The sequence below is a fragment of the Shewanella phaeophyticola genome, from assembly GCF_025398315.1.
Taxonomy (GTDB): domain Bacteria; phylum Pseudomonadota; class Gammaproteobacteria; order Enterobacterales; family Shewanellaceae; genus Shewanella; species Shewanella phaeophyticola.
The window spans coordinates 4406308-4419845 of the sequence record NZ_JAODOQ010000001.1; the positions used below are offsets into that span (position 1 = coordinate 4406308).

General features: G+C 42.1%; 12 protein-coding genes and 1 pseudogene. 5 read left to right on the forward strand and 8 right to left on the reverse strand.

The features are described from left to right. Window positions 1–398 precede the first annotated feature (398 nt). Window positions 399–1055 (forward strand): isoprenoid biosynthesis glyoxalase ElbB, encoded by a 657-nt coding sequence (gene elbB, locus N4T56_RS20505; RefSeq protein WP_261734483.1) that lies wholly within the window; start codon window positions 399–401, stop codon window positions 1053–1055. A gap of 77 nt (window positions 1056–1132) precedes the next feature. On the opposite strand, the gene glpG is transcribed toward elbB, so the two are convergent. From glpG to N4T56_RS20530, 5 genes and pseudogenes are all read right to left on the reverse strand, one after another. Further along, entirely contained in the window at window positions 1133–1975 is an 843-nt protein-coding gene (glpG, locus tag N4T56_RS20510) for a rhomboid family intramembrane serine protease GlpG (RefSeq protein WP_261734484.1), read from the reverse strand. Further along, a complete protein-coding gene (gene glpE / locus N4T56_RS20515) occupies window positions 1972–2280 on the reverse strand; it encodes a thiosulfate sulfurtransferase GlpE (protein WP_238107505.1) in 309 nt (102 codons plus the stop codon). Before glpE ends, glpG begins: the two co-directional genes overlap by 4 nt. Window positions 2281–2384: 104 nt before the next feature. After that, a pseudogene (gene tdh, locus N4T56_RS20520) lies at window positions 2385–3412 on the reverse strand (L-threonine 3-dehydrogenase). 41 nt (window positions 3413–3453) lie between these two features. After that, entirely contained in the window at window positions 3454–4647 is a 1194-nt protein-coding gene (locus tag N4T56_RS20525) for a glycine C-acetyltransferase (RefSeq protein ID WP_261734485.1), read from the reverse strand. Between the two features lie 326 nt (window positions 4648–4973). Further along, complete coding sequence (locus N4T56_RS20530) at window positions 4974–5630, reverse strand: TetR/AcrR family transcriptional regulator (protein WP_261734486.1); 657 nt, start codon at window positions 5628–5630, stop codon at window positions 4974–4976. A 129-nt stretch (window positions 5631–5759) separates the two neighbouring features. On the opposite strand from N4T56_RS20530, the gene N4T56_RS20535 reads away from it, so the two are divergent. Both N4T56_RS20535 and N4T56_RS20540 read left to right on the forward strand, forming a co-directional pair. Next, window positions 5760–6248, forward strand: a complete 489-nt coding sequence (locus N4T56_RS20535) for a glycosyltransferase N-terminal domain-containing protein (protein ID WP_261734487.1) — start codon at window positions 5760–5762, stop codon at window positions 6246–6248. After that, window positions 6145–7023 carry a 3-deoxy-D-manno-octulosonic acid transferase gene (locus tag N4T56_RS20540; RefSeq protein ID WP_261734884.1) on the forward strand — a complete coding sequence of 293 codons (879 nt, stop codon included), beginning with the start codon at window positions 6145–6147 and terminating at the stop codon, window positions 7021–7023. The genes N4T56_RS20535 and N4T56_RS20540 overlap by 104 nt, the downstream gene beginning before the upstream one ends. A 147-nt stretch (window positions 7024–7170) precedes the next feature. On the opposite strand, the gene N4T56_RS20545 is transcribed toward N4T56_RS20540, so the two are convergent. Next, window positions 7171–7890 carry a 3-deoxy-D-manno-octulosonic acid kinase gene (locus N4T56_RS20545; RefSeq protein WP_261734488.1) on the reverse strand — a complete coding sequence of 240 codons (720 nt, stop codon included), beginning with the start codon at window positions 7888–7890 and terminating at the stop codon, window positions 7171–7173. Between the two features lie 109 nt (window positions 7891–7999). Between N4T56_RS20545 and N4T56_RS20550 the strand changes: the two genes are divergently transcribed. Next, window positions 8000–9037 carry a glycosyltransferase family 9 protein gene (locus N4T56_RS20550; RefSeq protein ID WP_261734489.1) on the forward strand — a complete coding sequence of 346 codons (1038 nt, stop codon included), beginning with the start codon at window positions 8000–8002 and terminating at the stop codon, window positions 9035–9037. A 59-nt stretch (window positions 9038–9096) separates the two neighbouring features. Here N4T56_RS20550 and N4T56_RS20555 read toward each other — a convergent pair whose 3' ends face one another. Further along, a complete protein-coding gene (locus N4T56_RS20555; RefSeq protein ID WP_261734490.1) occupies window positions 9097–9966 on the reverse strand; it encodes an adenylyltransferase/cytidyltransferase family protein in 870 nt (289 codons plus the stop codon). 226 nt (window positions 9967–10192) lie between these two features. On the opposite strand from N4T56_RS20555, the gene N4T56_RS20560 reads away from it, so the two are divergent. After that, on the forward strand, window positions 10193–11266 hold the full coding sequence (locus N4T56_RS20560) for a CDP-glycerol glycerophosphotransferase family protein (protein WP_261734491.1): 1074 nt from the start codon (window positions 10193–10195) through the stop codon (window positions 11264–11266). Window positions 11267–11348: 82 nt separating this feature from the next. Here the strand turns inward: N4T56_RS20560 and N4T56_RS20565 are convergent, their stop codons facing one another. Further along, window positions 11349–13538 (reverse strand): YjbH domain-containing protein, encoded by a 2190-nt coding sequence (locus N4T56_RS20565; RefSeq protein ID WP_390904095.1) that lies wholly within the window; start codon window positions 13536–13538, stop codon window positions 11349–11351.

Below are 13538 nucleotides of genomic sequence, written 5' to 3' on the forward strand. Positions count from 1 at the left end.
TTTGGCTTATTTGGTTAGGTACCTTTGTATTAAATTTTAACCACGAAAAAAGCCTCGCAGCCTGTGGATAAGTCTGTGAGTGAAATAATCAACGTTGCTGGATAGAATTTCTTACGGCTTGAATCGAAATATGTATCTAGTTGAAATTTATATATTATTTTTATTTTTGTGAGCTATTTATTAATTTCAATAAATATAACTAATTTGTGGACTTTTTTATTGATGTCAGTTAAGTCACAATGAATTTCAATGATGTTTTATGGCTAAAAAAAGCCCAACAGCAAAATTCGACGTTCTAAGTTAGCACGATTTTTAATCAGATCAACCGTTTTGTTGGAATTATGTTGTAATTTTTACATTGTTAATTAATGCTCAATAAAAAGTTGAAGGTGAATAGCATGAAAAAGATAGCCGTGTTGCTCAGTGGCTGTGGCGTATTTGATGGTACAGAAGTCCATGAAGCCGTTTTAAGTTTGCTTGCGATTACGCGAGCGGGTGGTCAATATCAGTGTTTTGCCCCAGACATTGACCAAATGCATGTGGTCAATCATTTAACCGGTGAGGTTAATACTGAAGAAACTCGCAACGTGTTGGTTGAGTCTGCTCGTATTGCTCGTGGTGAAGTGCTCAATGCCAGCAGTTTAGACATTAATGACTATGATGCGTTAGTGGTACCTGGTGGTTTTGGTGCAGCCAAGAATTTATCTAATTTTGCGACAACAGGCAGCCGTTGCCACATTAACCCTATTGTAGAAACTTTTATTCGTGAGTTTGCGCTTGCGCGTAAGCCTGTGGGGTTTGTATGTATTTCACCTGTGATGATCCCACACATTTATGGTCAAGGTTCGCTTGGCACCATAGGGAATGATAGTGATATTGCCCATGCATTTAATGAAATGGGTGGCAAACATCAAGCGGCAGCTGTTGAAGATATCGTTGTTGATGAGGCAAATAAGGTGGTGAGCACACCAGCATACATGCTCGCTACATCGGTTTTAGAGGCACATATAGGTATCGAAAAACTGGTGAATAAAGTGTTAGAGATGATTGATTAGCTTGCAACACACTAATAAAAACCATCGATGGAGGTGGTTTTTATTGCCTTGACGCTGTAGCAGCTTCTCTTTGGAAATTAACTTGTTGATTGCTTACGGCTGTCAAATAAAGCTTGAGCAAGCCCAACGAGTAAGCCACCGATGTGGGCACCGTTAGCGATTGGCATACCGAGTAAATCAGTAAAGCCAAGTACCAACCATACCATCATAAAGCCCATATAGGCTTGCGGTAAACTAATGCCACATTGAGGTTGTCTAACTCCCATTAACCAAGTGTACCCAACCACAGCATACACCACACCAGATAAACCACCAAAGTGGGAGTCGGTCATGTAAAACTGCACCACGCTGGGAATAGTACCTGCAATAACGAATAAAAATAGCAACGGTCTAACACCGAGTCGGGTTTCAATTTTTCCACCTAAATACCACCACCACAACAAATTAAACACGATATGCATGGTCGAAAAATGCATTAAACTTGGCGTGAAAACTCGCCATATTTGGCTGATATCACTGTGTGGGACTGCGCCAAAAAACGATAACTGATTATATATTGCGTCAGCAAAGCCTAAGTTCATTCCTGCAAATATTGCGACACAGATAAAGAAAGTTATCAGGGTCAGCGAGTATACGCCGGTCAGAAATTGCTGCAACAATCCTTTAGCGCCTGAGTCATAGTTGAATTGCGTAGAGGTGTCACCATTGTCCCAAGATGCTTGTAAATATTTGCTGTCATTAGGGTTGTTGGCAAACTGCAGTAGTTCTTCGCGAGCCTGATGCTCATCTTCTGGGTTGGTAATAATTAGGCCAACACCTTGGGCGTGTCGCACTGCATGGCATTGAATGTTCAACCCTTTAAGGTAATCAATAAATGCTTGTGCTGCACGGGCGTTAGGAAGTTGGCCTATTTCTATCATGAGTGCGCGAGGCTCCATGCACTAAATCCACCGTCAAGACTGTAGACATCATCAAAGCCTTGCTCATTTAAATAGCTGGCAGCACTTTGGCTGCTCATTCCGTGATAACACACAACAACAAGAGGCTTATCCATATCTGCAGATGCAATATAGTGGGCTAAATTTTCATTGTTTAAATTGACTGAATGTTGAATATGGCCAGCAGCAAAGCTAGCCGCATCGCGAATATCAACAACCTGCACCTCGTTCGAGGCCTCAGACATATGGATTAGCTCATTAACAGATAAGTGTTTAAAACCAGACATGGTATTACCTATAAAAAGTTCACGGAAAGCGTTTGTATGGAAGCCAGTTTGCAACAAGGGGTTATGCAACCCCCTTGAGAATACAGACAGTATAAGCGCGAGAATTAATCCCAGCTTAAAATCACTTTGCCAGATTGGCCTGAGCGCATGGCATCAAAGCCTTGCTGGAAATCATCCACATTGAAATGATGCGTAATGATTGGGGTTAAGTCTAGGCCTGATTGGATTAAGCTGGCCATTTTATACCAGGTTTCAAACATCTCACGGCCGTAAATACCTTTGATGATTAAACCTTTAAAAATGATTTTGCTCCAATCAATGGCCATATCGCCACCTGGAATACCCAGCATGGCAATTTTGCCGCCATGGTTCATGGTGTCTAACATGGCGTGAAATGCTGAAGGTACGCCAGACATTTCTAAGCCCACATCAAAACCTTCGGTCATGCCGAGGTTTTTCATCACATCTTTTAAGCTTTCTTTGGCCACGTTAACCGCGCGAGTCGCACCCATTTTGCGGGCTAGGTCTAGGCGATACTCGTTGACATCGGTTATTACAACATGGCGTGCGCCCACATGCTTACACACAGCGGCAGCCATAATACCAATAGAGTACAGCACCAGTGATTAATACATCTTCACCGACTAAATCGAATGATAATGCGGTATGTACAGCGTTACCAAATGGATCAAAAATAGCGGCTAAGTCATCAGAGATATCTGCCGGAATTTTGAAGGCATTAAAGGCTGGTAATACAAGGTATTCTGCAAAGGCACCATCACGGTTAACACCGACGCCAGAAGTATTACGACATAAATGAGTACGACCACCACGGCAGTTGCGGCAATAACCACAAGTAATATGACCTTCGCCAGACACGCGGTCGCCAATGGCAAAACCGCGCACTTCTTAGCTGCATGTCGACCACTTCGCCTACGTATTCATGACCTGCAATCATAGGAACAGGAATGGTTTTTTGTGACCATTCGTCCCAGTTGTAGATATGTACGTCGGTGCCACAAATGGCGGTTTTTCTAATTTTGATCAATAGATCGTTATGACCCATTTCTGGTTTTGGTGCATCAACCATCCAGATGCCTTCTTCAGGCTTTAATTTGCTTAATGCTTTCATCTTAGTAACCTAGTAATCCCGAGCTTAATGATATGAGCGAGTTAGATAATACCCATTTCTTTACCAATGCGGGTAAAGGCGCCGATAGCATGATCGAGTTGCTCGCGAGTGTGTGCGGCAGACATTTGGGTACGAATACGTGCTTGGCCTTTAGGTACCACTGGGAACGAGAAGCCAATAACATAAATGTGTTCTGCTAATAATTTGTTGGCAAAGTCACCAGCTAACTTCGCGTCGCCAATCATGACTGGAATAATGGCATGGTCAGCGCCACCTAAAGTAAAACCAGCTGCTGACATTTGCTCACGGAAATAACGGCTGTTTTCCCATACGGCTTCGCGCAACGCGTGGCCAGTTTTAAGCATATCAAGCACACGAATTGAGGCACTAACGATTGATGGCGCTAATGAGTTTGAAAATAAATAAGGGCGTGAGCGCTGACGTAGCCATTCAACTACTTCTTTTTTGGCTGCGGTAAATCCACCTGACGCGCCACCTAATGCTTTGCCTAATGTGCCGGTAATAATGTCTACACGATCCATTACGTCGCAGTATTCATGGGTGCCACGGCCATTTTGACCAATAAAGCCAACTGCATGTGAGTCATCTACCATCACTAGTGCACCGTATTTGTCGGCAAGATCGCACACACCTTTGAGGTTAGCGATAACGCCATCCATGGAGAATACACCGTCGGTGGCAATGAGAATGTTGCGCGCGCCAGCGGCTTGTGCTGCAATTAGCTGAGTTTCTAAATCGGCCATGTCGTTGTTGGCATAACGAAAACGTTTCGCTTTACATAAACGTACACCGTCTATGATTGACGCATGGTTTAACGCGTCTGACACAATCGCGTCTTCGGCATCTAATAAGGTTTCGAATAAACCGGCGTTAGCATCAAAACATGAAGAATAAAGAATGGTGTCTTCCATGCCTAAAAATTCACTTAAGCTCGCTTCTAATTGCTTGTGAGTGTCTTGAGTGCCGCAAATAAAACGCACAGATGCCATACCAAAACCGTGGCTATCTAAGCCAGCTTTGGCCGCCTGGATAAGTTCTGGGTGATTGGCTAGTCCTAAATAGTTGTTGGCGCAGAAGTTGATGACTTTTTCGTGGTTAACTTCAATGGCTGTCTGTTGGGCTGAAGCAATAACGCGTTCACTTTTATATAAACCATCTGCTTTAACATCAGCTATTTGTTGATTAATACGGTCGTAGAAAGAGGTAGATGCCACCTGTGTTCTCCTAAATATGGTTATTATGCTTATCCAAATCACGCAGTAAAACACCGCAGTAATTGATAGGGTGTTTTGGAGTTGCTGGCATTCTAACCTTTATTTTTGCCGCTCCACAGCGTTTTTTTTAGTCGTCAGACCAACATGAATTAGATTAGGGGTAGTCGTTATTCACATTAAAAAAACTAATATATAACATGTCAGTTCAATGGATATTAATTTGCGGATTATGAAACATAAAAATCCGCAAATACCTGAGCTCAATTGTAGTCGGATATCTGCGGATTGAAAGACCCTTAGTACGCCATTATCGCGTCAGCTTTTGATTACGCCGCTTGATGTCGCTCCTGACTGGCTATGTCGAGGTAATGTTGCTCTAGTCGGCTGAATGTGGCCGAAGATGCCGGTGTTTCATAAGCTTGGAAAATCATCAGCACCCGCAATAGGCCATCATATAAAGTGGCTTTAGTAATACTAGAGGTGCTTGATTGTGTTAGTTGGTAGCTAATCCAAAAGCTGACCATCATTTTTATGGTGTCTGCAAGGGCGGTAATTTTATTGTCATCAACGTCGAGAAAACCGTCTTTTTTTAATTTTCTTAAAATATCGCTTGAGCGAGTGAGCACTTGTTGTTGGGCGTGTAAGTAGCGGTTTTTAAGTGTTTCGTCACGACTTAAAATATCGGCTAAGTTGGCATACATAAAACGGAATTGCCATAAGGTATAAAACATTGCATCGAAGTAACCCATTAATAATTCAATGGTAATGGGCACATCATCATAAGGCTTAAAGCCCGACTCTAAGTGGTTTTCGTATTGGGCAAAAATCGAATTGATAATGTCTTCTTTATTACGAAAATGATAGTACAAGTTTCCCGGACTAATGCCTAAATGGGCGGCGATATGGTTGGTGGTAATACTCCGTTCACCATGTTCATTAAACAGTTCCAAACTGGCAAAAACGATCTTGTCGCGCGTTTTCATATGATTTCCATATTCATTTTTAGCTTAGGATATTGGCTTATACAGCGATAACATTTCATTAAGCCGACTCAATATGATTATGTTAACATTGTGTTTATCTGACAAGCAAAAATCGATGACTCTTCTTCCATGAACCGTACCTTATATTCTTTATTTTTGTATCTTTTATTGCCTCTGGTCGTAATGTATTTAGTTTTTAGAGCGATTAAGAGCCCTGATTACCGTCGTCGTTGGTCTGAACGTTTTGGTTTTGCGAAACTACAGCCTACAGATGTATTGATCCACAGTGTATCGATGGGTGAAACCCTAGCGGCCGTGCCGCTGATAAAACAACTTATGGCGGAGCATCCGCAATATATATTTACCGTTACCACGACCAGCCCAACCGGCTCCGCTGAGGTCATAAAAGCATTGGGTGATAAGGTGCAGCATTGTTATCTGCCTTTCGACTTTGCCTATGCGGTTAAACGTTTTTTACGCCAAACACAGCCCAAATATTTCATTATTATGGAAACTGAGTTGTGGCTACAACTTGCTGCATTTTGCCAAACAGCAGGGTGCAATAATGGTGTTAGCCAATGCTCGCTTGTCGCAAAAGTCAGCGGACAAATATGCTAAAAAAAGCCGTTTATCAACGCCGATGCTAAAACGACTCTCGTTGGTATTAGTGCAAACTCAAGCCGAGGCAGAACGCTTTATTGCCCTAGGTGTTGACCCACAAAAAATTAAAGTTTGTGGCAGCCTTAAATTTGATCTCACTATCGATCCCAATAAAAAACAGCAGGCGTTAAAAATGCGCAGTCAATGGCAGCGAAGCGATACTCCCATTTGGGTTGCTGGCAGTGTTCATCCTGGTGAGTTTGGAATTATTTTGGCGGCACATAAACAGTTGTTAACTATGTATCCACAAGCGTTATTGATTATGGCGCCTCGTCATCCAGAACAATTTAACTTAGCTGCAATTACCGTGACGCAAGCTGGGCTCAAATTAGCCAGACGCAGTATGAATGATGAGGTCAACCTTGATACTCAGGTGTTGTTAGGTGACACCATGGGTGAGTTATTGATGCTCTATGGTGCTGCAGACTTTGCTTTTGTTGGTGGTACCTTGATTGAGGGTGGTGGTCACAACCCTTTAGAGCCTGCCGCCATGGGATTACCGGTTTTTGTGGGTCCTCATCATTGGAATTTTGCCGAAATTACGGCCTTACTGGCAAATGAAGGTGGACTAACATGTGTAACGGGGGCTGAGGAGCTTGCCGCGTTATTAGCTGCTAAGTGGCGTAACCCTGCTGAATATCAACAAGCATCAGATGCCGCATTAGCTGTGGTAAGCCAAAACCGTGGTGCGTTAACGAAGCAATTTTCGTTTATTGATTCGCTGATGGCGTAATTTGCTTAACCTCAACTCTGGTTAAGAGATGAATAAATGACGTTGATTCTAACAATAATTCCATAAGATACATTCAAACTTGAATTTGCCTGGTTATCGGTGCAAACAACTGTTTGAAATACATTTATTATCCAGAGTTGAGGTTACTTATATTGCATTTAGGCTTTGATAACCATCAATTAACTGCTGCCAACATTGCTGTGAAAAAGCAAGGCTTGGCAGTTTTGTTTGTTCTTTATTAAACGAGCGTAATAATCTGTCTAGATTGGCTTGTTGCCAACCTTTATCTGGTTGACGTAGCTCTCCGCGGTCAAAGTCGATTAAATAAAAACGCTCGTGGGCTAATAAAATATTTTTGGCATTAAGATCTGCATGATACACGCCACGTAAGTGAAACTTAGCAATCGTTTGACCAAGTGCATACCATTGTTGCTCATCGATAGGTTGTTGGCTTAAATAAGCGACTAAATCTTTTGCGCCAGCGACATGTTCAATCATAATGTCGGCTCGATACCTTATATCAAAGCGTTCAACATGGGCGGCGATAGGCCTTGGTACCGCAAAGCCTTCTTGGTAAAGCGTTTCAAGAATGGCTAACTCTGCCATTGCACGGGTGTGTTTAAGGCCGGTGTATAAATAACGGTCGCGATTAAATTTTCCGATGAGTCCACCGCGCCAATAATGACGTAGTACCCAGATTTGCGCTGAGTCCGTTTTCACAAACCAGGTGGTGTAGCGCCCTTTTGATTGGCCTACTACAGCGTTTTTAGTTTGCCAAACGTCGACGGCAAAATCTTGAGGCGTTAAGTCTTTGGCGCTAGGTTCACACCAGGCAATATGGCCAAACGGGGTAGTTTTTATTTGCATCTAATTATCAAATAGCACGAGCTAGATTGTGGATCGAAATAACATTATACCTTAAGATCACTCACTTGCATTCCTTCCATCTTTTTCACTGACGCATATTGGGTATTCAATGAAAGCTGACTTTAGTTCGATAGGTTCATTATGTTTACTGCGTTTGTCTGCTATTGGCGATGTGTGTCATGCAGTGGCAATGGTTCAAGCTATTCAAAAGCATTATCCAGATTTGGCCATTACATGGGTCATTGGTAAGGTTGAGTATCAATTACTTAAGCATTTACCGGGGATTCAGTTTGTTATTTTCGATAAATCCAAAGGTTGGCGCAGTTATGCACAGCTACGTAGTGATTTACAAGGGCAACATTTTGATGTGTTGCTGCATATGCAAGTAGCATTGAGAGCAACAATAGCGTCATTAATGATTAAGGCGCGTATTCGAGTCGGCTTTGATAAAGCGCGAGCCAAAGAAGGTCAATGGCTGGTGACCAATTATGCTGTTGAGCCGATCGCTGAACCACATGTTTTAGATGGTTTTATGGGTTTTGCAAAAGCCATAGGTGTGACCGATTTAACGCCTCGTTGGGAGATTCCGGTACCGCAAAGTGATAACGATTTTGCCTCTCACCTTATTGGGGAAGGTAAGGTGATGGTGATTTGTGCCGCAGCCAGTAAAGCAGAGCGCAACTGGTTACCTGAACGTTATGCTGCCGTAGCTGATTATGCAATATCGCAAGGCTATAAGGTGATGTTATGTGGTGGGCCCACCGCGCTTGAAAAAAATTTAGCTGATGTTATTCAGTCTCACAGTCAGCACGCTTTCGACAATCAAGTGGGTAAAACAACCTTACCCCAATTATTAGCGGTGTTAAAACAAGCCAGTTTTGTGCTTGCCCCAGATACCGAGCCATTGCACATGGCGGTCACTCAAGGTACACCTGTCATCGGTTTATATGCACATTCAAATCCTGGGCGGACAGAGCCATATTATTATCGTGACTACACTGTGAGTGTTTACCAGGAGGTAGTTGCTCAGCAGGTAGGCGGAGACGTTAAATGGGGTAAACGAGCCAAAGGCGAGCATTTAATGGCGATGATTGAGGCTGATGAGGTGATAAAGAACATGAAAAAGCTTATCGAAGAGCGTACCTAATTGAACTACAAAAAACGCCACTTTATGTGGCGTTTTTACATTTACAAAATCTATTTTAGTTATTTGCCTGTTTCTTTAGGCGTAATATTGAGCTTTTGCTTGAGCACGGTCGAACTTACATTAGGTGTGTAGTCAAAATAGACCATCTCACAGCTCACTTTAGGGTATTTCCCTTTCCAGTCAGACCCTACCGAGATCGCGTCGATTTGATACTCATCCACGACTTTTTGTTTGTCTTTGTCAATTTGAGGGATCACTTCATCAACGTATCGATTCGCTTCTAAAATCGAAATCCGCTCTTCAAATGGAATGATAGGTGGACGGCCTTTTGATTTTTCTATGAGTTCATCTGTAGACACCCCCACAATCAAGTAATCGCATAAAGCCTTGGTGCTTTTTAAGATATTTAAATGCCCTTGATGAAAGATATCAAAACAACCTGAGGTATACATGCGGCGGTACATTTTGTTTGATGCGGGTTTATTTGAAGGCTCTAGTGCCGCAAAATCACTTTTTAGGGTTTTTAATAGTTCCGCTTTAAAGATAGCGTCGAGTTGTAACTCATCAACTAAGCTTGGTGCTTTTGGCCATTGATTGTCGGTAAATTCTTTACCACAAAACTCTGTAGCAAATTCGTATCGCGGGATAATATGAAAATGCACAGCAGGATCAACCATCATCAACATGAGGTAGTTGACTTTGTGGCAGTCAAACCGGTGATTTAGCACACTCTCTATATCGGAAATTATCTGTTTTTGTTCATTCGCCGCTTCGGTTGAAATGCCTGAGTATTGGTGGACATTTTCTTTACACACTAACACCATTGAACCAAGAGTGGGTTGGTCAGGTCTGAGTAACAAATACCAGTGTTGATATGACTTAATTAAGCTTTGTGGGTAATCAAATTTTCGTAAAGTAGATTGTGGCATGATAGGGCTTTATTGTTCAAAAATTTGCTTATATCTTAAGTTATCAGAATCTATGAGTCTATCTATGCGTGGGGATCTAAGCGCTTTCGTAAGATTTTATCGTTTATGACTATTTTAAGATGGCGTTCTCAGTGACTTTAACAGAGATAACAAATTGTTGTTATAATCAATTTTTGGCTGTACAGCTGCAGCTATTTTCCGATCTATCAAAGATTAAGAGAGTATTATGTTTATCGTTTTCGATACATTAAATGTGTACTACATCCCGCAGTACATGCCAGTTATTCAAGAGTTAACGCTTCGGGGACACACGGTAAAATTAGTGTGTTATAGCAGTAAAAATGACCAAGAAGCTCTGGCTAAAACATTTGATGATGTCGGAGTCGGGTGTCTTTGGGTCACTGATACTCAAGAAGCTGAACAAGTCTATTTAACGATAAAACCGGATTGGATATTTTTTGGTAATCAATTTCCACACCTAGATTCAGTGCATCAATACTCTAAAACGGCTCAATTAGGCCATGGTGTCGACTCTAAGCCTTCGTATTACCATAAATCTATTACGCCAATGACCGTGAGATTTATTGAAGGCTCGCTGCGGCTAGCAAAAATCAAACAGTATTATCCAAATGATAATTTTGTAGAAGTGGGTTTTTGTAAGCTCGACCCGTTATTTAAGCATCAAGATTTGGGCTTAGATTTAACCGCTTTAGGCTTAGATACCAGCAAAAAAACCATTTTATACGCGCCGACGTTTAATCCAAGCTCTTTAGAGTGCTTCCCTGATGATTGGCCTAATGATTTTAAAGAATATAATATTCTCATTAAGCCGCATTCGTTAACTCAAGTGAGGAAGCAGTATGCTAATCAACGGGCTAAATTAGCTAAGTGGTCAACATATCCAAATGTTTATGTTGCCAATGAAAACGACATTTCTTTGCTCCCTTTTATTCAACATGCCGATATTTTATTGAGCGAAGCGTCGAGTACATTGTTTGAATTTGCTGCGGTCGATAGACCTGTGATTGTGTGTAACTTTTTTAAATTGAAATGGTCTTATCGGGGCATTTTTAAGTATCGTTTTGAGCAGCGTTTTGGTAAAGATAATGTGTTGTATAGCGATATTGGCCTTCATGTAGACAAATACAAGTCTTTAATCAGAGCGATTCCAGAGCAATTAGCTAATCCACAGGCTTATCAAGCTAATAGGAAGCGATATACTCAGGAGCATGTAGAGCCTACTGATGGCTTGGCATCGGTGAGAATCGTGGATTATATTGAGGCATACGATAAGGCTTAAGTGTTGCAAGTCATCGGGTGATTAATAAAAAAGGCAGAACGTAAAAGTTCCGCCTTTTTTTATTACGAGTCGTAAACGTGGGTTATTTTACGGTGCTAGGTTTGTTCAACCAAGGCGCTCGTGCATCTGTACCACCATAAAGCTCAAACTTACGGCCGAGTTTCTGGCCGCCATCTCGTGTTAATGGTTGCCATGCTAGGCTGCCACGGTTTGATACTGCCGTGGGCAAGATTGCATCGAAAGGAATTGAAATATAGAACCCTTTGGTAAAACTACCTTCACCAAACTCTTCTGCCGATAAATCGGTTTTCGATGCAAAGGCACCCACAATAACGCCGCTGTCAAACTGCTTAGAAAAGTCTACGGTAAAACCACGATCCTCAGCTAAATATTGGCCGTAACTGACTTTAAGTAATACATCTTCAAACCAGTTTGGTTGGTAATAGACACTGGCATGACCGGTAAATGCGCCGGTTTGAGCATGGTAGTAACGTCCCGAGTCAGCATCATAGTTAATTTCATTTTCGAAGAAACCAAACATGTTATCAGGGTCGCGTTGTTTGACATAGTTTGCGTCAATGCCAAATGCCCACTCACTGCTCATTGGGCGATACAGTACCTCAGCCCCGACACCACCAAACATCATTTCGAGATAACCTACATATGCTTGGGCGTAAATATTCTCACTGAGCTTGTCTAGCCAAGTTAGTTGTAAGTTATCCACTCGTACCGGTGTGTCTGATACATATTGTCTCACTAAGGTTCTAACGCGTTTAAGATCCGTGCCATCTGGCGGTGTTTCGTATTTAAATTCATCATAGTTATCGAATAAATTAATATAAATAGAGCTACTGATTTCAATATTGTCTGTTAACCAGCGACCAGCAGAACCATTAATACCAAAATTAAAGAGATAGAAGTTTTCAGAGCCACCAAAAGATTGGGCCAGCTTCGGGGCAAAACCATAATTCCATTGCTCTGGTGTTTCCCAATCAGGCATTTCGGTTGGCACTACAGGTTCTACAATGGTGGTGCTGTCTTCAATATTAGCGCCAATATATTCATGTTGTACCGCACTTTTGAATTGCTTAGCATCAATATGAGTTTCGGTAGTCGGTAGATGACCCACTTGTTCAATGATCTTGAAGGTACTCGCTTGAGGGAATTGATTAGCTAAAATCCGCCCTGCGCGGTCATGGGCATGCTTTCGGTCGCGATATTTTGATTGGGTGGCAACGACAGTGACTTCATCATTTTTGATGTAAATCTTTGCCCCTTTGTAGCCCGCATCAAAGGCTAATTGCTTATTGAGTTCGGGTAAATCAACTTTGCGATCTGCAAGGTCTGGCTTGTCTTTAATGGTTTGCTTTGGTGGTTCGCGCCAATTTGATTTTAAGTCATTAAAGTTTGTCGATAAGCTAAATCCTAGTGTTACGGTATTACCACGCTCGTAACTTAATCTAAAATCGCCCCAATTACTGACTCGATACAATAAACCGAAATTAAAAGGGCTGCTTTGTGTTAACTCATTACCTGTGCGCAGTGCGGCAAAGTCAGATTGATAGTCGTTACCATCATATTCTACTTTTAAGCGTAATGGTGCCCAGGGTGTTTGGTATTCAATACCAGCAAATACAGCGCTACAGCCTTTGAACCAACGCTCAAAGTCAACATCGCCACCCGTGCCTTTATAGCCAGTGTTTCGGTTACAATCTACTGACGTTGCTTTGTTTGAGTCACTGAAATTACCGCGATTACCGATGTAACCCCAAGCAAAACCAACCGTAGCATCGAATGGGCCAAAACCTTTGGTCATGGCAATATATTCACTATCAAATAAACCTGTTCCGCCAATATCTCTTATGCCGATAGAGGTTTCGGGGATCCAGTAGCTTTCTTCCAATAAACGTAATTTAACGTCGATACCTTTGTCTGTGTAATAGGTATCACCACTAAAGCTTGGGTCATTACTGTAGAGTACGTCAGGGACTTGAGTGTAGCGTATGGTGGTTTCTAGCCATGGGAATAATTGCAACGACATTGCAGCATGGTAATAGTCTTCATTGAAGGTTGCACTGACATTATATTCACCTTCGGCTGCCATTCTGCCCGTCGGCATTTGAATGAGGCCCACGCCACCAAAATCATATTGCGAAGGTGTCAGCTTTGGCGTTGAGAGTTCATCGCTGTGCGCTGTGGCGCTGATAGCAATCCCGCTTACCATGAATGAAATGGCAAAAACAGAAGAGACAGTTTGTTTTGCTTGATTCAT